Source organism: Nostoc sp. (genome assembly GCF_036917775.1).
GTDB lineage: Bacteria > Cyanobacteriota > Cyanobacteriia > Cyanobacteriales > Nostocaceae > Nostoc.
Map to the genome: position 1 here is coordinate 58,749 of NZ_JBALEQ010000128.1, position 20,967 is coordinate 79,715.

At 41.7% G+C, this 20,967-nt stretch carries 20 protein-coding genes; 13 read left to right on the forward strand and 7 right to left on the reverse strand.

From position 1 onward, the window contains the following. Positions 1 to 19: 19 nt before the first annotated feature. From V7K69_RS26550 to V7K69_RS26565, 4 genes are all read left to right on the forward strand, one after another. Positions 20 to 520 carry a fatty acid hydroxylase gene (locus V7K69_RS26550; RefSeq protein ID WP_335039963.1) on the forward strand — a complete coding sequence of 167 codons (501 nt, stop codon included), beginning with the start codon at positions 20 to 22 and terminating at the stop codon, positions 518 to 520. A gap of 520 nt (positions 521 to 1,040) precedes the next feature. Next, on the forward strand, positions 1,041 to 3,017 hold the full coding sequence (locus tag V7K69_RS26555; RefSeq protein ID WP_335039965.1) for a GAF domain-containing sensor histidine kinase: 1,977 nt from the start codon (positions 1,041 to 1,043) through the stop codon (positions 3,015 to 3,017). A gap of 26 nt (positions 3,018 to 3,043) precedes the next feature. Continuing rightward, positions 3,044 to 6,415: a PAS domain S-box protein gene (locus tag V7K69_RS26560; RefSeq protein WP_335039967.1), complete on the forward strand. Its 3,372-nt coding sequence runs from the start codon at positions 3,044 to 3,046 to the stop codon at positions 6,413 to 6,415. 305 nt (positions 6,416 to 6,720) lie between these two features. Further along, entirely contained in the window at positions 6,721 to 7,098 is a 378-nt protein-coding gene (locus V7K69_RS26565) for a response regulator transcription factor (protein ID WP_335039970.1), read from the forward strand. A gap of 248 nt (positions 7,099 to 7,346) precedes the next feature. Here V7K69_RS26565 and V7K69_RS26570 read toward each other — a convergent pair whose 3' ends face one another. Beyond that, positions 7,347 to 8,327 carry an aldo/keto reductase gene (locus tag V7K69_RS26570; RefSeq protein WP_335039973.1) on the reverse strand — a complete coding sequence of 327 codons (981 nt, stop codon included), beginning with the start codon at positions 8,325 to 8,327 and terminating at the stop codon, positions 7,347 to 7,349. A gap of 729 nt (positions 8,328 to 9,056) precedes the next feature. Between V7K69_RS26570 and V7K69_RS26575 the strand changes: the two genes are divergently transcribed. Beyond that, positions 9,057 to 10,151 (forward strand): phosphotransacetylase family protein, encoded by a 1,095-nt coding sequence (locus tag V7K69_RS26575; RefSeq protein WP_335039975.1) that lies wholly within the window; start codon positions 9,057 to 9,059, stop codon positions 10,149 to 10,151. Positions 10,152 to 10,196: 45 nt separating this feature from the next. On the opposite strand, the gene V7K69_RS26580 is transcribed toward V7K69_RS26575, so the two are convergent. Beyond that, entirely contained in the window at positions 10,197 to 10,706 is a 510-nt protein-coding gene (locus V7K69_RS26580; RefSeq protein ID WP_335039976.1) for a DUF4188 domain-containing protein, read from the reverse strand. Between the two features lie 95 nt (positions 10,707 to 10,801). Here V7K69_RS26580 and V7K69_RS26585 point away from each other — a divergent pair, with 95 nt between their 5' ends. The 4 genes from V7K69_RS26585 (at position 10,802) to V7K69_RS26600 (ending at position 13,145) form a co-directional block, all read left to right on the forward strand. After that, a complete protein-coding gene (locus V7K69_RS26585; RefSeq protein ID WP_335039978.1) occupies positions 10,802 to 11,350 on the forward strand; it encodes a PadR family transcriptional regulator in 549 nt (182 codons plus the stop codon). 81 nt (positions 11,351 to 11,431) lie between these two features. Next, a complete protein-coding gene (locus V7K69_RS26590) occupies positions 11,432 to 11,935 on the forward strand; it encodes a hypothetical protein (RefSeq protein ID WP_041565591.1) in 504 nt (167 codons plus the stop codon). Between the two features lie 86 nt (positions 11,936 to 12,021). Beyond that, complete coding sequence (locus tag V7K69_RS26595) at positions 12,022 to 12,420, forward strand: MAPEG family protein (RefSeq protein ID WP_335039981.1); 399 nt, start codon at positions 12,022 to 12,024, stop codon at positions 12,418 to 12,420. 233 nt (positions 12,421 to 12,653) lie between these two features. After that, positions 12,654 to 13,145 (forward strand): YajQ family cyclic di-GMP-binding protein, encoded by a 492-nt coding sequence (locus tag V7K69_RS26600; protein ID WP_012411046.1) that lies wholly within the window; start codon positions 12,654 to 12,656, stop codon positions 13,143 to 13,145. A 261-nt stretch (positions 13,146 to 13,406) separates the two neighbouring features. On the opposite strand, the gene V7K69_RS26605 is transcribed toward V7K69_RS26600, so the two are convergent. Both V7K69_RS26605 and V7K69_RS26610 read right to left on the reverse strand, forming a co-directional pair. Continuing rightward, the gene (locus tag V7K69_RS26605) at positions 13,407 to 13,964 is read right to left on the reverse strand and encodes a glutathione S-transferase family protein (protein WP_335039983.1); all 558 of its coding nucleotides are present in this window, start codon (positions 13,962 to 13,964) and stop codon (positions 13,407 to 13,409) included. A 6-nt stretch (positions 13,965 to 13,970) separates the two neighbouring features. Continuing rightward, a complete protein-coding gene (locus V7K69_RS26610; RefSeq protein ID WP_335039986.1) occupies positions 13,971 to 14,435 on the reverse strand; it encodes a hypothetical protein in 465 nt (154 codons plus the stop codon). A gap of 558 nt (positions 14,436 to 14,993) precedes the next feature. On the opposite strand from V7K69_RS26610, the gene V7K69_RS26615 reads away from it, so the two are divergent. Next, positions 14,994 to 15,731 (forward strand): tetratricopeptide repeat protein, encoded by a 738-nt coding sequence (locus tag V7K69_RS26615; RefSeq protein ID WP_335039988.1) that lies wholly within the window; start codon positions 14,994 to 14,996, stop codon positions 15,729 to 15,731. Between the two features lie 311 nt (positions 15,732 to 16,042). Here V7K69_RS26615 and V7K69_RS26620 read toward each other — a convergent pair whose 3' ends face one another. Continuing rightward, positions 16,043 to 16,453: a hypothetical protein gene (locus V7K69_RS26620; RefSeq protein WP_114086048.1), complete on the reverse strand. Its 411-nt coding sequence runs from the start codon at positions 16,451 to 16,453 to the stop codon at positions 16,043 to 16,045. Between the two features lie 399 nt (positions 16,454 to 16,852). Continuing rightward, positions 16,853 to 16,942, reverse strand: coding sequence for a photosystem I reaction center subunit XII (psaM, locus tag V7K69_RS26625; RefSeq protein ID WP_040630342.1), 90 nt, complete (start codon positions 16,940 to 16,942; stop codon positions 16,853 to 16,855). A gap of 200 nt (positions 16,943 to 17,142) precedes the next feature. Between psaM and V7K69_RS26630 the strand changes: the two genes are divergently transcribed. Then, entirely contained in the window at positions 17,143 to 18,411 is a 1,269-nt protein-coding gene (locus tag V7K69_RS26630; RefSeq protein ID WP_335039992.1) for an FGGY-family carbohydrate kinase, read from the forward strand. A gap of 452 nt (positions 18,412 to 18,863) precedes the next feature. Beyond that, on the forward strand, positions 18,864 to 19,469 hold the full coding sequence (locus V7K69_RS26635; protein WP_335039994.1) for a hypothetical protein: 606 nt from the start codon (positions 18,864 to 18,866) through the stop codon (positions 19,467 to 19,469). A 127-nt stretch (positions 19,470 to 19,596) separates the two neighbouring features. Here the strand turns inward: V7K69_RS26635 and V7K69_RS26640 are convergent, their stop codons facing one another. Next, positions 19,597 to 19,860 (reverse strand): hypothetical protein, encoded by a 264-nt coding sequence (locus V7K69_RS26640; protein WP_335039996.1) that lies wholly within the window; start codon positions 19,858 to 19,860, stop codon positions 19,597 to 19,599. Between the two features lie 250 nt (positions 19,861 to 20,110). On the opposite strand from V7K69_RS26640, the gene V7K69_RS26645 reads away from it, so the two are divergent. After that, entirely contained in the window at positions 20,111 to 20,566 is a 456-nt protein-coding gene (locus V7K69_RS26645; protein ID WP_335039999.1) for a DUF2214 family protein, read from the forward strand. Positions 20,567 to 20,967: the final 401 nt, after the last annotated feature.

Here is a 20,967-nt window from a genome sequence, read left to right on the forward strand (position 1 = left end):
CTATTCTTGAGGAGTACAAATGCTTGAGGCTATTGCTGTTGCTTGGTTATTACTGTTTTTTGGTGATTTTCTATCTACATTTATTTACCACGTACCCGAGCATGTTTTTGGTAGCCTTCATTTAAAAACGCACCACTCCTGGAAAAAAGATTTCCGCCACTACGCTATTTTGACTTTTAATCCTCAAGTTCTTTTAGATGGTATCTTAGGAGCTTTGCCTTATGTACTCATAGCAGTAGTCTTGTGGCCTTTCTCTCCCATTGGCGTTATTTCGGGATTACTGCTTGGTCAGTTTCATGTATGGTGGAGACACATAAGTGTACTTGGTTGGCAAACTCCAAAACCTATAAATATTTTATGCAAAATTTTATTTGTTACTACTCCTGAGAGACACTGGTTACATCATCACAAAACTAATTTAGGTTTCGGTGATATTTTTACATTCTTTGAACAACCTGCACAAATGTGGTTACGCTGGCTTCGGTTACTCAGACTTCGTTTTCGCTACTCTCGGATCTAACTGAAGCTACTACTTATCTCAATACTTTTTAAACGTACCAAAAGAAGTTGCGATCGCAGCTTCTTTTGGTACGCTATTTATCTTTTCAGAAAAATATATTAATTGCCCCTACTGTCTGTGCCTTTGTGTAAGCCCTAAAATAAGCGAGTTATACAAACAGAAGTATACCTTTGTAACGAAGTATAAAGGTATTTGCTAATGTTCAACTTCACTGTTATATCGCCAATATTTTTGGGAAAACTATTCTTAATTAGTAAATTATTATATCTCTAGATTTTTATGATAATTTCTCTCTTTTCCAGAGAGGGCTTTTTTCCTTCTACCTTTCGGGTATCTCCTAAGCCCTTCGGGCACTCTTTGCGAACGGAGACGTTACGCGAACGCAGTCGCTCATGGGGAAAACCCCCAAGACTGCCCTGTCTCACTTCTTGCCCTGTATTTCCTGTCTTCATTGATAAAATTAATCATCCAATTTGCTTAAATGGGGTTAATTTGCAACTTGCTGCTTATGAGGTGTTTTATGTCCCCAGTTAGCCTCAGAAAGATTCTTAACAAAAAAGAATTGCCATCTCTCCTGCATAACTTAGTCTACCAGCTCAATATTGCGATTGATGTTGAACTGGTAGACGGCACAAAACTACTTAGCATTGGGAAGCAAACTAACGAAAACCGATATCCAATCGAGATGTCAGGAGAAATCATCGGTTGGGTTGTGGGACCAGAACAGGCAACTCTAGTTGCAAGTTTGCTCTCATTGTTGGTCAAGCAAGAAGCTGAGAAGAAAGTACTGGCCATAGAATTGCTAGAGCGATACCAAGAAATTGATTTGTTTGACGATATCTCAACTCAACTCGCAACAAGTTTGGATACGCGACAGATTGCTCAACTCGTGCTTCAAGAATTAAGTCGATTAATTGAATCGTCTGCGGGGATGATTCTGCTTTTGAGTCAAGATGCAGCTGCATTTGAAATCATTGCCGAATTTGGAGAGTTTTTTAACGATAGCCACCCGGAACCAGGTAAGGGAATTATTGGCAACATTGTGCAATCAAACCGGGCAGAACTGATCAATGATGTGCAAACCGATCCTCGATTAGAGGCGAAAAAAAACGTTAGCGCCATGATTTGTGTACCGTTAAGAGCCAAAGAGCGGGTACTGGGAGCGATCGCAATTGGCACATCCAAAACCGAATCATACAAAGCCGAACACCTGAAACTTGTAAGTATCTTTGCCTCTCAAACAGCGATCGCCATTGACAAAGCTTTGCTTTACGAGCAAAGCACTAAAGCAGCAGTTCAGGCACAAACCCAGACAAAAAAGCTTCAAAAAGCTCTTCATGAGCTGCAATTGGCCCAAACTCAGTTAATCCAAAGCGAAAAAATGTCCAGTCTCGGACAACTTATTGCCGGAGTTGCCCACGAAATCAATAACCCGGTTAACTTTATTTGCGGCAATTTAAGGTATGTTGCCGAATACGCCCAAAACTTATTACACCTTTTGGAAAACTATCAGAAATTCCTACCTATTGTCCCTCCAGAGTTGGAATTAGAGTTAGACAATATAGACCTGGAATTTATCATGCAGGATCTCCCCAAACTGCTAGATTCGATGAAACTGGGCACCGGTCGCATCGTCGAAATTGTCCAATCCCTAAAAAACTTCTCCCGCCACGACGAAGCCGAAATGAAAGCCGTCAATATCCATGATGGTATCGACGGAACCCTAATGATTCTTCATCATCGCCTGAAAGCAGATATTCACCGTCCGGCAATTGAAATCGTCAAAGACTATGCAAAACTTCCCCTGATTGAATGCTATCCCGGACAGTTGAATCAGGTGTTTATGAACATCTTGGCAAATGCCATTGATGCTTTGGAGGAGACAATGAATAATGCACCCCATCTTCTTGTGCCACCATCTCCTCACTCTCCACTCGCCACCCCCCAAATCACTATTCGTACCAAAGTTATCGATCGCCAGTGGGCTGTGATTCTAATTGCCGACAATGGCCCAGGCATGAAGGAGGAGGTTATTCACCGCATTTACGATCCCTTTTTCACCACAAAAGATATTGGTAAGGGAACCGGATTAGGTATGGCAATCAGCTATCAAATTGTTGTAGACAAACATGGAGGAATACTCAAGTGTCGTTCTCAACCAGGTGAAGGCACAGAATTCTGGATTCAGATTCCCTTAAATTGTGCAGTGGTAGCCCCTACCGAAGAAGAGAATTACACCTCTGCCTCGCCAACTGCCGCAACGATATTACCCCATATACCCGATGCCGATGGCTTCATTCCATCAACAATTCCCATGCTCAAACCGACGGATTTACTGACCCGTCATACTCACTTGATCCAGCGACTTTCACAGCACAATCCAAGTGTGGAAACTGCATCACCCGATGAAATTTATCAGATGTTCCAACGCCACCCAATTTCATTAAAGCTTTACGCCACTTTGTTGTCTTGGTTCTATTATTCTAACCCTACCTAAAATACGCTACTAGAGAAACCTTAACCATGTTTAAGCAACTTGATGAATACAATAGTCAGCTATTTGAAAAATGTCCTGTTGCCCTAGCATTATGCCGAACAGATGGGACGCTAATTAATATCAACCATGCTTATGCTGAAATTTTGGGGCGCACTGTTTCAGAAATCTTAAATCTCAGCTATTGGCAAATTACTTCTGAAAGCTATGCTGCCTCTGACCAAGCTACCCTAGAAAACCTAGAACAAACTGGTCGCTATGGGCCTTACGAGAAAGAGTTAATTCACAAAGATGGGCATCTAGTCCCGGTCAGAATCTCCGGGCTGATAATTGAGAAAGATGGCGAACGAATGATTTGGTCTAGTGTGGAGGATATCAGCGATCTTCGACTTGCCCAGCAGGAACGCCAACATACTGAACAAATCCTGAAACAGAGTGAAGCTCGATATCGCTCTCTAGTAACTGCTACGACACAAATTGTTTGGGTAAGTACACCAGAAGGAATTTGTATTGAATTGGCAAGCTGGATAGCCTATACAGGTCAAAGTCTAGCGGAAGCGGCAAATGGAGGTTGGATTGATGCCGTTCATCCTGACGATCGCGATCGCACAGCCCAAGTCTGGTATACAGCCGTGGCCACGTGCAGCATTTATGAAACAGAATACCGAATTCGTGGCAAAGATGGCAGCTATCGCCACTTTTCTGTCTGTGGTGCCCCAGTCTTAGAAGCAGACGGCGATGTTCGAGAGTGGGTTGGCACCTGCACCGATATTCACGATCGCAAACTAGGAGAACAAACTCTCCAACAAAATGAACAACGGTTTCGCTCTCTGGTGACAGCTAGCTCACAAATTGTCTGGGTGGCTACCCCTGAAGGACTGGCGGTAAGCCATGAAATGCCTACCTTGTTAGCGTACACAGGTCAGAGTGCAGAAGAAGTTGAGGGTTTAGGCTGGCTCGATCCGATTCACCCCGATGACCGTAACCGCACAGCCTTAGCCTGGAGTACTGCTGTGGCAAATAAGAGTCTCTTTCAAACCGAATACCGATTTCGTGGCAAAGACGGCAGCTACCGACACTTTTTTGTCTGTGGTGCCCCCGTCTTAGAAGAAGATGGCAGCGTTCGAGAATGGATTGGTACTTGCACCGATATTCACGATCGCAAACAAGCAGAAGCCGAAAATCAACGTTTGATGGATATGTTAAATCACTCCAGTGATGCCATTATCGTCCGTGATATGAGCGACAAAATCTCTCACTGGAATCAGGGTGCAGAGAGACTCTACGCCTGGACGCGTGAAGAAGTAAAAGGCCAATGTATTCAAGCATTTATCAAAAAAACCTTTCCCAAACCAAAAGAAGAAATCATCGCAGAGTTATTAGAGCAAGGTCATTGGGAAGGAGAAGTGCAACACCTTACCCATTTTGGCAAATTGATTATTGTCCAGAGCCGATGGACATTGCAACGGGATATCGACGGTCAGCCCTGCGCGGTGCTAGAAATTAATACCGATATTACTGCCCGCAAACAAGCAGAAATCGCTCTGCGGCAACTGAATCAAGAATTGGAAGCCAGAGTTGTAGAACGGACAGCTGCTCTGCAAAATACCTTAGCAGAAGCACACGGATTAAATGCCATTTTAGATAACTTAGCAGACGGTTTATTAGTAGCAGACACCGCAGGACAAATTACCCACTTCAATCCTGCCTTTTTAGCTATGTATGAATTGACAGATACCGTCGTCAAGGGTAACTACCGAGAACTGCCGATATCTGGTTTAGCAGAACTGGTTGACCGAACTCAATCTCATCCCGGAGAGGTATTTTCTGCTGAAGTTGCACTGACGAAGGAACGTATTGGTCAGGCAGTAGCAACCGCTATTTTCAAAAAGACGGTAGAGCAAGAACCTCTTACCTGCTTTGGTTCTGCACTGCTGATTCGGGATATAACAGCAGAAAAAGAGATTGACAAGATGAAGACCGACTTTATCTCAACAGTTTCCCACGAACTGCGAACACCACTCACTTCTGTTCTTGGTTTTGCATCGATTATTAAAGAAAAGCTAGAAACCGATGTATTCCCAATAATTTCTACTGAAGATCGCAAGCTTCAAAAAACGATTAAGCGGGTGGCAGACAATCTCAACATTATTGTGTCGGAAGCAGAACGGCTCACGTCTTTGATTAACGATGTCTTAGACATTGCCAAAATGGAAGCAGGTAAGGTGGAATGGCAGATGCAGCCCATTGATCCTACGGAATTACTCGATTGGGCAACCAATTCTACCGCCGGATTGTTTGAAACCAATGGCTTGCAGTTGGTTAGCGAGATTGAACCTGGACTGCCTCAGATAGTAGGCGATCGCAACCGGTTGCTGCAAGTTTTAATTAATCTGATTTCTAATGCCGTTAAATTTACTGAATCTGGTTGTGTTACCTGCCGCGTCAAACAAGGAGACGATGGTGTTTGCATCAGCGTCATCGACACAGGCATTGGTATTGCACCAGAAGATCAGCCAAAAGTGTTCGAGAAATTCCGCCAAGTTGGTGACACCCTCACCGACAAACCCAAAGGCACAGGGTTAGGGCTACCCATCTGTAAACAAATCATCGATCATCACGGTGGTAGAATCTGGGTTGAAAGTGAACGAGGAAATGGCAGTATATTCTCATTCATAATTCCCACCTACACCAGCGATCAAAAAACCACTGCTAATCTGAATCTGGATACGCTAGTCAAACAACTCAAAGAACACGTCATTACCACAAACCCAGTGGTAAACCAAAACCGTAAAACTATTTTGGTTGTGGATGATGACGCTAACATTCGGGAACTGCTTCGTCAACAACTAGAAAACGAAGGCTACAATGTTCACGAAGGAAAGGACGGCGTAGATGCAATTCATCAAATTAAAATAGCCCGTCCCGATCTGATTCTCTTGGACGTGATGATGCCGCAAATCAACGGTTTTGATGTGGCAGCTGTTCTCAAGAATGATCCTCAGACCGCAGACATTCCGATCATTATTTTGTCAATTATTGAAAACAAAGAACGGGGCTACCATATTGGTATTGATCGCTATCTCACCAAGCCTATTAATACAGAGAAACTCCTCAACGAAATTGGCTCACTGCTTTACCAAGGTACTTCTAGTAAAAAGGTGTTAGTTGTAGATAAAAATGCCTCAGCTTTAAAAACCTTATCTGATGTACTACAAACTCAGGGATACAACGTGATTGAAGCCTCCAATCCGCAAGAATGTATCAATAAAGCTCTGTCCGCCAAACCTGACATGATCATCATCGATTCTATCTTCTCTCAAGAAGGTGATTTGGTGAAAACCCTACGGTTTGAAAAAGAGTTAGAAAATGTATTTTTTATTATGCTGTCTGAGCAGTAATCTCTCCATTGGGAATTTAGAGGAAAGATGATTACTTTGAGCTTGGAACTTAGCACTTCGGCTTCTGAACTCGGAACTTCAACCTCTGAACACAAAGCGTCAAGCTTAGAACTCAATACAGTTCAGTTAAGCAATTTTTTCCCTCTCTTTCTTCTCTCTGCGTCCTCTGCGCCTTGGCGGTTCGTTAAAAAATTGACTTAGATAACAAAGTTTTAACCCTAACTGAACCGTATTGGCTTAGAACTTACCTATTCCCAATTCCCCATTCTCAATTCTCAATTTCTCATTCCCAATCCCTAAATCTTATGACCCAGAAAATTTTGATTGTTGACGATGAACCCAATATCTTGATTTTGATGGAACAAGCCTTAGAAGCATTAGAAGACGAGGGCGTAGAACTTCTAACTGCTAGAAATGGAGAAGAAGCTCTTGAAACTATTAAAACTGAAAAACCAAATCTAGTTTTTCTCGATGTGATGATGCCTAAAATGAATGGTCTGCAAGTCTGCCATATTGTTAAACACGACCTGCAAATGACTGATATCTACATTATAATTTTGACAGCTAAAGGACAGGAATTTGATAAACAAAAAGGAGTTGAGGTTGGTGCAGATTTATATCTAACTAAACCATTTCGCCCCAAAGAAGTACTTGAAAAATCAAGGCAGGTGTTAGGCTGTTGAGTAAAATTACGATTTTTTTAAAGCTGAAAAATTAACAGTAAATATCAATTGTATATGATTTAGAAAACCATATATGTCGTAGGGGTAATTCATGAATTGCCCCTACAGCACAGGTACATTTATCATCAAAGAATGATTAGAAATTAAATCGGATTGCTATAGCTTTTCACCTGCGTAGGCGTAGCCCGTCGTAGACATCGCACTACTGGGAACAATCGGCACAAATCGGGTTACATTTCGTTAATGGCTCAACGGTTAACAGTACTCATGTCAGGGTAGCGCTCACCTGCTGCTACACCTTTTGGTGCAACTGCTTCCAGTCGATTCAACTCTTCTTCAGTCAGGGTAATTTCGGTAGCTGCAACATTCTCCTCTAAGTAGGTACGGCGTTTTGTACCAGGAATTGGGACAATATCTTCTCCTTGAGCCAATAGCCATGCTAATGCAAGCTGACTAGCAGTTACTCCTTTTTCGGTGGCAATTGCCTTCACTTGCTCAACTAATTTCAAGTTTTTATCAAAATTCTCGCCTTGAAAGCGAGGAGCATTTCTGCGATAGTCATCAGGTGCTAGATCGTCAAGTTTAGCGATCGCACCTGATAAAAACCCTCTTCCTAATGGGCTATAGGCAACAAACCCAATTCCTAATTCCCGCACGGTAGGTAAAATTTCATCCTCTGGCTCTCGACTCCAAAGAGAATATTCTGTTTGGAGTGCTGCAATGGGGTGAACTGCCACAGCCCGCCGAATCGTCGCCGGAGCTGCCTCTGAAAGCCCTAAATAACGCACTTTTCCTTGCTTTACTAACTCCGCCATTGCTCCGACAGTATCCTCAATGGGTACGGTTGTATCTACCCGATGTTGATAATACAGGTCAATTACTTCCACTCCCAAACGTTTGAGTGAGGCATCGCAAGCTTGATGGACATATTCGGGTTTGCCATTAACTCCTTTAAAACCACCATCTTCAGTGCGGACATTACCAAATTTGGTTGCTAATACTACTCGATCTCGGCGATCTCTAATGGCTTTGCCTACTAATTCCTCGTTAGTAAAAGGCCCGTACATATCAGCAGTATCAAGAAAATTAACTCCAAGTTCCAATGCCCGATGAATTGTTGCGATCGCCTCATTTTCATCACGACCACTATAAAATTCAGACATTCCCATGCAACCAAGTCCGATAGTTGAAACTTCTAACCCAAGTTTCCCTAGTTTTTTAGTTTTCATCAAATAATCTCCTAGTCAGTAATTGGTCAGAAAAAATCAACTCTTTCAGCATTATCCCTTTCCCTCTCACTCAGTCATCTACACTTAGAAGTATTTACTGTTAAAAAATATATACACATCATAAATTTGAAATAATACGAACTCCTTTTTCACACATAGTTTCTTTTAGCTTTTGATAGAGAACATCATCATGAACTAGCAAACCCTGTTTAGTTTTCGTGTTTACAATTAAATATCTTGGTTCTTTTTCTGAAGGTGAAGTATTGAATTTTAAGAGTGCCCAATCAGAGTCCAAGCTATTCTTCCATAGATATGAAAATTCTTCTAATTTGGTGTTCATGTCAATACTTTTTTTAAACTAAATCTTACTTAGCAAAGAAAATTGTAGAGTGTGTTAGAACGGAGTTCGTAACGCGCTATAATCAAGGGTTTGATGCGTTACGCTGGCGCTAACACATCCTACGTATATTTTCAGAAATCAAACCGCATTCCTATAGAAACCTAGAAGATATTTAACGTAGTTTTAAGGTTTCAGGCAATCTTTTTGGTTCTAAAACCCAAAAAATTGGTCTAATCTAAAAAACCTACCCATAAGAGTCTCCCCTGCTTATTCAGAAGCGAATTCTGGGAAACCTTAATTTGTGAGAGCGAAAGGCTTTTGCCAGAAGGAACTAGAATTAGGAAACACCTAGCTGGGTTCTTCTGAATTTTGAAATTAGGAGTGCATGTGTGCCAAAATCCCCTAAATATTTGCTGATTGGCTCAACCGAGACTTATAGCGGTAAATCTGCAACTGTTCTGGGTTTGTCTCATCAGCTACAGCAAAAAGGACTGGATATTACCTATGGTAAACCGCTTGGTACGTGTCTAAATTCGTCTAGTGGAACCGTAATTGAGGAAGATGTCCAATTCATCGCTCTTAGCCTCAATTTGCCAGAAAACCGTGTTGCACCTACAATGCTGGCTTTGGATGAACTCAATGTGCAAAAGCGCTTACGAGGGGAAGACAAAACCGATTATCAGCAGTCCCTAATACAGCAATATTTACAAATGTCCCAAGGAGATTTGGTATTACTGGAGGGGCCTGGTGATTTTTCCGAAGGCAATTTGTTTGACTTGTCTTTACTGCAAATGGCTGAAGTATTGGACGCTGGCGTGCTGTTAGTAAGCCGCTATAAATCGTTGCTTTCGGTTGAGGCGCTATTGGCTGCTAAAGGGCGTGTGGGCGATCGCTTGATGGGAGTTGTGATCAATGATATCCCTGTCACCCAACTAGAAGCGGTTAACACTCTCTTGCGTCCGTTTTTGGAACAGCAAGGGATTCCTGTGCTAGCTATGCTGCCGAGTAGCGATTTGCTCCGCAGTATTAGTGTTGGCGAACTGGTGAAGCAGTTAAAGGCTGATATTCTTTGTCGCAACGATCGCATGGATTTGTTGGTGGAAAGTCTGGCAATTGGAGCAATGAATGTCAACTCTGCTGTCAAGTATTTCCGTAAACGCCGAAATATGGCAGTGGTGACAGGAGGCGATCGCGTCGAAATTCAGCAAGCAGCTTTGGAAACTTCTACCCAATGTTTAATTCTCACCGGGCAACTACCACCGCCACCGTTCATTCTCAGTCGTGCTGAAGAACTAGAAATCCCCATTTTATCTGTTGACTTAGACACTCTTACCACTGTAGAAATTGTTAACCGTACTTTTGGGCAAGTCCGTCTCCACGAGCCGATTAAGGTTCAGTGCGTTCGCCAGTTAATGTCTGAGCATTTTGACATTGACCGCTTGTTATCGAAACTGGGTTTAACTCCCGCAGCAGCATTGTCTTAGATTCATCAACGTGAACAATTAAGATCATCAATGCTCAGTTATCAGTTAGGTAGCTATATTACTAGGCATAATCGGCTCGTTGTCACCTCCCAGGCGACGGCGGGCTGTTTCCCTCCGCCCCATAGCTGGGACGTGCTTAGTTGCAGCAGCTAATCCAAAAACAGGCATATTTCCGTAAATTGCTTCATATCTTCCCGGTTCAATTAAATAAGTTTCGTGCCAAATACCAACACTACCATCAGTACCAATGGCTCGATTAAACCTTTGCCAAGCTTTTAAATGTGCATCGGCTGGATTTCTAGCAAAACGCTCCAAATCCTCAAACGATCGCCAATACTGAATCAGTCCTACCCCTCGCGGGTAGATAAATCTTTCTCCTCCTAAAAACCCCTTTTCGGGATTCTGATTCAGGCTGCGTAACATCGGTGACATCGCCCTGGCTGTGGGAATCCATTTGGAAAAAGCGAATAATTTATTAACTCGCATCCCGATCAAAAACACTACAAAAGGTTCATCAATCTCGGCTGTAAATCGTCCCGGTATTACTTGAGGCATCTCTGGCTCCTTGTTACTTGAGTTATTATGCAACTAATTGCATATAACTATCTTTATGCAATTAGTTGCATAAGTCAAGTGGTGAATTAAAAATTATGGCATTAGCGCACGCAATATTAGCGGCTCTGGTTGAAGCACGCTGTAGTGGGTATGATTTAGCAAAACGATTCGATGGCTCTGTAGGTTTTTTCTGGTCGGCAAGTCACCAGCAAATTTATCGGGAGTTATCGAAGCTAGAAGATCAAGGATGGATCAGTTCTGAGACAATTCTCCAAGCAGGACGACCAGATAAAAGGCTCTACAGCGTTACAGACTTAGGACAACAGCACCTCAAAGAGTGGATTGCTCAACCTTGTGAACCCACACCGATTAAAGATGATTTACTGGTGAAAATTTTTGCAGGTCATATTGTTCCTAACGAGATTATCTTGGCAGAGCTAGAACATCACCAAAAAGCCCATCTAGAAAAATTATCTACGTACAAAGATTTAGAGCAGCGTTATTTTAAAGACCTGCAAGAATTACCAGAAGCAGCCAAATTTCAGTATTTAACTCTCTTAAATGGCATTACTTATGAAACAAATTGGCTAGCCTGGTGTAATCAAGCAATAGAGTTATTGAACCAAACAGTCGAAAAATTGTAGCAATGTCTAACTCAAGTTTTCCTCGCATCTACACGCTGTTTGGTAAAATATCTGGGTCGTTTAATCGGATTATGTCTATCTTTGAGCCAATCAACAGACCTTATTAACCTAGACACATTAGCGCAAGAACTGGCGACCATCCAGCAAACGGGTTCTAAAAGAATCGCCTTGTTGGGTTCTCGTCACGTTCCGATTACGCACCAGAATCTTATTGAAATGATGACTTATGCCCTAGTTTTATCGGGTAATCGCATCATTACTTCTGGTGCTACAGGTACCAACTCAGCGGCCATCAAGGGAGCAACGCGGGCTGATGCAAATTTGTTGACGGTGATTTTACCTCAAAGTCTGGAACGCCAGCCTTTGGAATCTCGCCAGCAACTAGAACAGGTAATGCATTTAGTGGAAAATCCCAGTAATGATAATCTGTCTCTTGCTGAAGCTAGTTACCTGTGCAACAAGGAAATTGTCTCCCGTTGCCAGCAACTGATCTGTTTTGCGTTTCACGACAGCCGCACCCTGTTGCAAACTTGTCAAGATGCAGAAGAACAAAGAAAAGTGGTAACGCTTTTCTACTTTGATTAGTCATTTGTCATTTGTCTTTTGTCATTTGTATTTGACTCATGACCAATGACCGATGACTGATGACTAATAACCAACAACAATAAGTAATGATAATTTTTTTGTACTCGATTGCTGCTGCTGTCGTTCTGATTTACCTGCCATTTTTGGTAGTAGCTTATGCCCGTGTGCGTATTGGCAAGGAAACGCTTGCGACACCTCGCGCTATGGTTGATAAATTACCGCCTTATGCCCAACGAGCTACTTGGGCACATCAGAACACCTTTGAAGCATTTATGATATTTGCCGCAGCCGCATTAATGGCTTATGTAACTGGTGTAAATTCTTTTACGGGGCAAATAGCTGCGATCGCCTTTGTGGTGGCTCGTTTCCTATACTCGATTTTTTATATTTTGAATATACCCCCTTTGCGATCGCTCATGTTTGCCATTGGTATGCTTGGCTCTACCACTCTCATCTTCTTGAGCATTATCCAAGCTACTAATTAAGTGGGGAATGGGGAATTGGGAATTGGGAATTGGGAATTGGGAATTGAACATGAAGAAGAGACAAGGGAGACAAGGTAGAGGGGGGAGACAAGAGAGAGACTTGTTCAATAATTCCCCCTTGTCCCCCTTGTCCTCCTGCCTCCCCCGCCCCTCTGCCTCTTTTCAATAGCCAATAGCCAAGCCAAAATCCATATCCAATCTAAAAATCCAAAATCTAAAATCTAAAATGTTTTATGGCTTCTACATTTTCCTTTGACATTGTGAGCGACTTTGATCGACAAGAGTTAGTTAACGCTGTCGATCAAGTGATCCGAGACATCAAAGGTCGTTACGACCTCAAAGACACCGAAACTACTGTCGAGTTGGTCGAAGAAAGCATTAACGTTAGTACTGACAGCGAGTTTACCTTAGATTCTGTACATACCATCCTGCGAGAAAAAGCCGCCAAGCGTAACCTCTCTCAGAAAATATTTGATTTTGGCAAAGTTGAATCAGCTAGCGGTAATCGCGTCCGTCAAGAAATCAAACTCAAAAAAGGCATCAGTCAAGAAATCGCCAAGCAAATTTCCAAATTGATTCGGGACGAATTCAAAAAAGTACAAGCCTCAATCCAAGGTGATGCTGTGCGGGTTTCTGCCAAATCTAAAGATGACTTACAAGTAGTCATGCAGCGACTAAAACAAGAAGACTACCCAGTTGCTTTGCAATTTACAAATTATCGTTAAAACATTTGCATGGTGGGTACTACCTATCCAAACTCAGTTTTGTGAAGATTTTTTGTTTGGATATAAGACACGGTAGTTAACTTAACGCTAAAAGGGCGGTTAGAAACCGCGTCTACACAGGCAAAACCCGCCTGTGCGGGTTAAAAAACCTTAATTTTCTCTTATCTTAGCCCACGGAGGTGGGCTTTGTTTGTGTAGCCGCGTTCCCCCTTGGCGTGCCGGAGGCATCATTCCATTAGCCGAGGCTTAAGTTGACTACAATCAAGTCCCTCCGCCAATACTTTTTTGAAATGCCGGACGCTCAGATAACTGCTTGATATAGTTCAACACCTCTGGATAAGGGCTGAGGTCTAGCTTCAGCATGATGGGAATATAACTCAGAATAGAACCCACTCCCACATCAGCAACAGTGAACTCATTACCCAGCAAAAAAGGCTGCTTACTGAAAATTTCATTTAACGCATTCAACAAGCGGGGCATTTCTCGCTCCCGATTTGCTTCTACAAAAATCCCTGTAGCTAGGGTAGAATTGCCAAACAACACCCACTGGGAAAATACAGCACGTTCCTCTAATGAAAGTGGACTTTTACTGTACTTTTCAGCAAGATACAGCAAAATTGCGCCAGATTCCCAAAGCTGAAAATCCCCATCAACAATTGCTGGAACTTTACCAACTGGGTTAATTGCCAAATATTCAGGCTTGAGGTGTTCACCCGCCTGCATATCGAGTTTGACAAATTCGTAAGGAACTTGTATTTCCTCTAAATACCATTGAACAATTGAGGCTCGACTACGAGCGCCACCGTAAAGTTTGAGCATAATTACTTAAAGAACTTTGTGAGTGTGAGAATGTTGTTTAACGTTATCTTCTTTTGTTACAACCCTAGCGGCATTTAGCACCCGTTTGCGCTCAATGGAATACTTAAATTCAGTGTAGTTTGTGCCTAATGGAATCAGGGATTTTGCCGATTCACGACGCTTGTATGTACGAGCTGCTGCAAATACTCGCGGCACAAATTCTTCTCCAAACTGAGCCGACTCTGGGAAGCCATCCGGCAGAAATTGTGAATCGCCATCCAAGATAGATCCCAAAGTTGTTGCATGAGCCAGCTTATAGGAGGTAGGAATGCCTTTTAAAAGCGCTTCCAAAGCCGCAGAGGGAATCGGTTCTATAACTTCGATTTGATAAACTTCTCCATCTTCTTTGACGAAGCAGGTTGCCAAGCCGAGAACAATGTAGTCATCGGTTGCTAAATCAGGGGCATTGGGATAGGAAATTGCAGTTGTCATTAGAAAATTTCTCAAAACTTAAAAATTAAATCTAGATGCTGGGGCATTTGGGTATTGGGCATGGGGCATGGGGCATTGGGCATTGTTCTCCCTCTATCTCCCTTGTTTCCCTGTGCCCCTCTACCCTCTCTCTCATCTCTCAAAGAATGGCTTGTTGGCATTCTACCAATTTGTCGCTCTCACTACTTGACCAGTCTTTGAGATCGACATCTGCTTAGGACTTACGCCAAATTACACACGGTAGAGGCAATACCCGGCGGGAAGACCCTTTGCGTCTACATGAATTACTCCTATCGGGAAATCAGGGTTTGGGCTATTTTTTGCATAAATCCTGTTTCTATTTCTGGAATTGACCTCTGGGATCAAGTATCCATCATTAGGTTTGAGGAGCAATTGTTTATTTAGGAAGTATATTTCTCTTGTGCGGTTAGGTAAAGTTCTCTCTTTAGATGCTTTTTTGTAACCCTAAATACCTTAAAAATAGACACAGTGGTAAAAGCACTACCGAGCAAAAACTAGAATTTAATTTTACAAAGCAGGGATTTCAGGCAGGGAAAGATGAATATTCACTCATTTTTAGCTGACGATGACCAGCAAAGCAAGCAATATAAATATGTTTTAAATAATACAAATAAAGTCCAAAAGCAGAGGAAAAACGATCGCAGTGCATCTACTTTAGGAAATAACTACTTACGCTCTTTTGCTTTGAAGTCGGCTCAAGAAGGTGACTATGCTGAGGCGATCGCACTTTTAAGCCAACTAATTTACCGCCGTCCGCACAATGCCGTTGATTACAACAACCGGGGATTAATTTATTTCCAAAGTGGTGAAAGGCAAAAAGCGCTTTACGACTATAACACCGCCTTGAAACTCAATCCCTATTTGGCTAGTGCTTATAATAACCGGGCAAATTACTATGCAGCTTGTGGAGAATTAGCAATAGCACTTGCCGACTACGATCTAGCCATTGATTTGAATCCTGGCTATGTTCGGGCGTGGATTAACCGAGGCATTACCTGGCGTGAATTGGGGCGATACGAGGAGGCAATTGAGAATTTTGAGTTAGCACAGCTTTTCGGTCAACTAGAAGGTCATATCTGGGCTGAACGCGGCAGAACTTACCATCTTTGGGGTGACTGGAATTGTGCGATCGCTGATTATCGTCGTGCCCTTACCCAACTGCCTACTCTCAAAACAACTAGGGACTTCACTGGTTCTCACTTGCGTTTACAAATCGAAAATTGGCTAAACGATTTGTTATCTCCTGAGCATCCTACATCCTATTTGGTAGATTAGTTCTAAGTAAGTCGGCACAATAAAACCAAATTGCGTGAAGAAAAGTAAACAAGGCTCAAGCCCTTTTTTTACTGCTCTTTATCCCCTGCCTGATCCCAAGGATGATTGTTTACGCCGACTACTTACTGGGAATTCAAAATTCAAAATAATTGATTAAATTTTGAATAAATTTTACTAATAGATGATAACTACATAGCTATTCAAAGATCAGCTATTAACCATTATTTATTAGCAATAATATAAATTAGCACCCGGTTTTTACGTAGCCAAAATCACAAGAAACCTAAATAATCCCAAATTCGCCATTTAGCTTAAGGTGATGACTCTGTTTGTTCATCTTCTCTAAGATCCTTATTCATCAACACGACCCGACGCTGATTAGGAGCAAATCGGAATCCTTGTTGTTGCATAATTCTTCTAGTTTGCTGAGGATCGAAGTTACGGCTAAATTCTACCTGTAAACCATCGACGTGTACTTCCATCAACTTGACTTCAGTATTAATTTCTCGCAACTTTTCTTGCTGTAACCAATGATGAGGCAAAAGTTGTGCTAAAGCAGATGCTGCTACAGCTGTAACGACAAGATTAACCGCTATCTTGGCTGTGCTTTCTAGTGCCATCACCTGGTAAGAACGTTGACGAAGATGCCGCTTTGGTCGAGGAATGGCCCGGCGTTTTTGTATAGGTTGTAACGGTGGTCTGGAGGGTTGAATCGCGTTCATGATGCTAAAAGATAACCTCGCTTAGTGAAGGGAAGCACTATGAAGAGTGCTGAGTGTTGAGTTATGAGTGCTGAGTAAAAAAACACTAGTCACACTCAGCATCAAATCAGTTCAGAGTAGCTAGTGCCTCGGCTTAAAGTGGGAAGGTTCATAAGTACTACTTTTTACTCATTACTTCTTCCTGGGCACTCAGCACTTAGCACTCTTGAATGCTTGATTTAGCTGTCATATTACTTCATTTTTTTGAAATAGCTACAAGTGTTGCACCAGTTAAAAAATAACCTGGCTTACGTAAGTGCTAGTTTCCTAGCTACAGATGGCATAACGCCAAAAGAAGAAAGGAAATTGCACCCCGTACTGCCAGGATTATTAGCTTTTCAACTGTGTCACATCGTAGCCTTATTTGTAAAGTTCTGTGGCTAATCGCCAAGCTAGAACTCCTGGAATCAGCGCTACAACTAGAGCGATGTAGACTTGAGTGTCTGAGATGGAAGATATCTGAGCGATGTACAGAGTATCTAAGATAGGCATGGCTGAAAACCTCCTAACCTGAATAGATTTTGAACAGTTCGTTTACTACTTTTCCTTGTTTTGCCAGAATTGTGGAATATCTTGTTACAAGATGCAACAAAAGCAGTTATTAGTCAGTATTCCTTATTTATTCTCTATTAAAAAAATTTATAAAAATTATGAATTTGTATTTGGGTATCGACTTCGGTACATCTGGCGCACGCGGCGTGGTAATTGACGAGGAAGCCTATTGTATTCAGGTTGAGGTGAGATATCCCTTCCAGGACTCAAAAGCCACCGTTACGCCAAAAATTTGGCAGGAGGCTTTGTTTGTACTGCTGGAACAAATACCTGACCAATTGCGGCGAAAAATTAAAGCGATCGCCATTAATGGTACTTCTTCCACCGTCTTACTGGTTGATGCTGCTGGCAATCCAACAGACGCACCAATGATGTATAACGATGCGCGGGGATCATTGCTGCTAGAGCATTTGAGGAGTATAGCACCCCCCAATCATACCGTGTTGAGTGCCACCTCCAGCCTAGCGAAACTTTTGTGGATGAGGCAATTACCCTCTTTTAGTGAAGCTAGATATTTTCTGCATCAAGCAGATTGGCTGGGGTTTCTCCTACATGGACAGTTGGGAATTAGCGATTACCATAATGCTTTAAAGCTGGGTTATGACGTGGAAAAGTTGAAATACCCAGAATGGCTAAAAAAACTGCAAATACCGATTCAGCTACCCAAAGTTTTAACTCCTGGGACTCCCATTGCCGAATTGCGTCCTGAAATTGCGGATAAGTTTGGTTTTAGCCGTGATTGTCTGGTATGTGCAGGTACAACTGATAGTATCGCGGCTTTTCTCGCCAGTGGTGCAAAATTACCTGGTGAAGCCGTAACTTCACTGGGTTCAACATTGGTACTAAAGTTATTAAGTCGTACCCGTGTAGAAGATGCCAGATATGGAATTTACAGCCATCGGTTGGGTGATTTATGGCTGACTGGGGGTGCTTCTAATACTGGAGGTGCAGTACTTAAGCAATTTTTCACCAACGCTGAATTAGCAAGCCTTAGCCGTGAGATTGATCCATCAATTGCCAGCAAGTTAGATTATTATCCGTTGTTGAAGGTAGGCGATCGCTTTCCAATTAATGATCCCAATTTAGCCCCACGTTTGGAACCACGCCCAGATAACCCAGTGGAATTTTTGCATGGGTTGTTAGAAAGTATTACCCGCATAGAAGCGCGAGGGTATGAATTATTACAGCAAATGGGAGCAGACAAATTAAGCCGTGTTTATACTGCTGGCGGTGGTGCGGCTAATGATACTTGGACTAAGATTAGAGCGCGTTATTTGCAGATTCCTGTAGTAGTGTCAGTGTATACAGAAGCTGCTTACGGAACGGCGCTGTTGGGTATAGAAGGCGTGAAAAAGAGTAACGTGTAACTATCTTTTCGTAGATATCTTCTAAATCAGTATCTATCCCAGTGACAATCGACATATCTCAGACCATACTGGGATGATTAGATACCGGACTATAGATTCCAGGTTAATGATCTGGGCAGCTATTCGGGGATGGGTGCTTCGCCACAAGCGAATGTCATCTATCCCCTTTACTAATTATTGGTATTAATGTGAGTTCTGAGGGATTAGGAGAAAAAGTTTTTTTAAGAAGGTTTGACCTGTGCGATCGAGATTATCATCTAGGGAAAAGGTGAGGCTGCGGACTCGAATTTGATCGCTTTTAATATTTAGTGGGTGTGTCAAGTCTTTGGGGTATATCAAAAAGGCTTGTTCGCATTTAATTGTGTTGGCGTAGCTTAAGGCTAAAATAATGCGATCAAATTTTAGTTTGATTTATAGATGATACGATCACAGTAAATGTACTTTAGATAACTATGACAATAAAAAACCGCATTGAGCTTAATCAAGGATGCTTCCTTAATCCGGCAAATAAAAAGATAGTTTTAAATTTAGCAAGTAAAGATATTTTAAATTTAATCACACAAGAATTAAAAACTCGTTATTCACCAGAAACTCAAAAGCAAGCACTTGAAGAGAGTTCTCAGTTGTTGCCGAATTTCGTATTTCAAGAATTATTAAAACGCCAAGAGGAGCTAGCAAACGTTAACCCAGATACTTTAATATTGGTTAACTGTAACATCACAGAGATAGAAGTCGATGAGTTAGAATTTAATTTAAGTGTCGAAGCATATTTTGTAATTGGAGATACAACAGGTCAAAATCATTTTCGGGCTAATAGGATAGTACTTTGGTCGAATATATGGGGTGATGATGAACAACTCCTTTTGGATTTAGAAGATGAACTAGGCGAAAAATTCTGGACAAATTATCAAATTCAATTGCTCTTTGATGAAGAGAATCAACAAACAATTGAATTAGAAGTATCACAAACAGATGATTATGCAGCAAAATTAGAATTTTCCCCATCTCTTCAAAAGTTTTTACCATCCATAGTTCCCTTTACGGTTAATGAATTCTAAAATTTATTCCCCGTATTGATTATTAGCCAATACAGTAAGGGGCGCAAGACCTTGCGCCCTACGACAGATGTGCTTCAAATACATGAAAACTGCTGTAAAGTGAAATTCTGCTGGATCGCAAGAGTAATTAAGATACTTTCGTTTGCTTCCATAAGATGAGTTTTAACTCAGAACAATTACAAGCCCCATCACTAATTTCTCCTTCGCGATCAGCTAGCCAATCATAAATTTGTGCAGCTTTTGCCAATGCCACTTTTTCTGAACGATAAAGCCTAGGAGTAGGGCAGTAGGCGTGGCCATTGATATGTACAGCTACAATTTGCCAATAATCGCTCTCTGGTAAAATTTCTAAAAACCCGTTACAGTAAGACTCGATTATTCCTATATTCATCTACACCATCAAACTTTTTAACGTTGGCCACAACAAAGCCGATGCCAGCCAATTTTTGCAATTCGAAGCTGGAATCACCAGGGAATGCAGTAACAACCCCTGTTAATAATTGTGGGTTCGTAGTCAATGAAAATCTGAATTATTGGTCACTTTTTAGCTAGTTGTCTTAATGCTAGTTTGAGCTTGATGGTGAAAGTTGTCGCATCAAAAGTAATACCAAAACAGTAAACTAGGAAAAACTAAAAATAATATGTGGATAAGTGCCATAGTTGCGTACTTACATTATTTAAGCTTCATGTTGTGTTTTGGCGCTCTGGTATCAGAAGCATTGAATTTAAAAAAAGAATTGAGTTTAAATGAGGCTTGGAAGATTGTCATAGCTGATACAGTATATGGTATATCAGCAACCGTCGTTCTTGTCACAGGCATTTTGCGTGTTATCTACTTTGGTAAAGGCACGGATTACTATTTGAGCAACCCAGTTTTTTACGCCAAAGTTGTGGTTTTCATCGTGGTGGGTTTGCTATCTCTCTATCCCACTATTTCTTTCATTGGTTGGGTGAAAAGTCTGCGACAGGGGCAAGCACCCAAGCTAGAATTACTAAAACTAAATCGTCTCATCTGGCTCATTAGAATTGAATTGGTTGGTTTTACCCTAATTCCTTTATTAGCAGCAATAATGGCAAGAGGAATAGGTAAAAACTAGGCTAAATTACTCTTCGGTCAGTAATACAGTTTTAGTAAACAAAAGAGTCGAAGTTACACGCAAGAAGCGATCGCTATCCTAAAAATCAAGCGTTCACGAGGAAAATCAAAAGGCGATCGCACTTTGGTAGGTAAATTAATCCAATACCCTAGCTAGCCTTTCATTCAGTAGCTTCTCTGCGAGACTTTAGTTGAGATGCAATCAGAGGAACTTTGGGCGAGAGAAAAAATCCAATTAAACTGGCAAAAAGGATTGGTGTAAAAGGACTTAAGTTCGTCAGTTTTGACAGCAGCAGTGTTGTACTTATAGCCCGGATTTCTCACAAACAATAAAAAATCCATTCACAGCACTCGAACTAAGACATTTTTTTGATACATCATCAATTGGAAATTAAGTGAGTA

Coding starts and splice junctions, on each gene's coding strand:
- V7K69_RS26550 (WP_335039963.1), top strand. CDS start 20: ATGCTTGAGGCTATTGCTGTTGCTTGGTTATTACTGTTTTTTGGTGAT.
- V7K69_RS26555 (WP_335039965.1), top strand. CDS start 1,041: ATGTCCCCAGTTAGCCTCAGAAAGATTCTTAACAAAAAAGAATTGCCA.
- V7K69_RS26560 (WP_335039967.1), top strand. CDS start 3,044: ATGTTTAAGCAACTTGATGAATACAATAGTCAGCTATTTGAAAAATGT.
- V7K69_RS26565 (WP_335039970.1), top strand. CDS start 6,721: ATGACCCAGAAAATTTTGATTGTTGACGATGAACCCAATATCTTGATT.
- V7K69_RS26570 (WP_335039973.1), bottom strand. CDS start 8,327: ATGAAAACTAAAAAACTAGGGAAACTTGGGTTAGAAGTTTCAACTATC.
- V7K69_RS26580 (WP_335039976.1), bottom strand. CDS start 10,706: ATGCCTCAAGTAATACCGGGACGATTTACAGCCGAGATTGATGAACCT.
- V7K69_RS26585 (WP_335039978.1), top strand. CDS start 10,802: ATGGCATTAGCGCACGCAATATTAGCGGCTCTGGTTGAAGCACGCTGT.
- V7K69_RS26595 (WP_335039981.1), top strand. CDS start 12,022: ATGATAATTTTTTTGTACTCGATTGCTGCTGCTGTCGTTCTGATTTAC.
- V7K69_RS26600 (WP_012411046.1), top strand. CDS start 12,654: ATGGCTTCTACATTTTCCTTTGACATTGTGAGCGACTTTGATCGACAA.
- V7K69_RS26605 (WP_335039983.1), bottom strand. CDS start 13,964: ATGCTCAAACTTTACGGTGGCGCTCGTAGTCGAGCCTCAATTGTTCAA.
- V7K69_RS26610 (WP_335039986.1), bottom strand. CDS start 14,435: ATGACAACTGCAATTTCCTATCCCAATGCCCCTGATTTAGCAACCGAT.
- V7K69_RS26615 (WP_335039988.1), top strand. CDS start 14,994: ATGAATATTCACTCATTTTTAGCTGACGATGACCAGCAAAGCAAGCAA.
- V7K69_RS26620 (WP_114086048.1), bottom strand. CDS start 16,453: ATGAACGCGATTCAACCCTCCAGACCACCGTTACAACCTATACAAAAA.
- V7K69_RS26630 (WP_335039992.1), top strand. CDS start 17,143: ATGAATTTGTATTTGGGTATCGACTTCGGTACATCTGGCGCACGCGGC.
- V7K69_RS26635 (WP_335039994.1), top strand. CDS start 18,864: ATGACAATAAAAAACCGCATTGAGCTTAATCAAGGATGCTTCCTTAAT.
- V7K69_RS26640 (WP_335039996.1), bottom strand. CDS start 19,860: ATGAATATAGGAATAATCGAGTCTTACTGTAACGGGTTTTTAGAAATT.
- V7K69_RS26645 (WP_335039999.1), top strand. CDS start 20,111: ATGTGGATAAGTGCCATAGTTGCGTACTTACATTATTTAAGCTTCATG.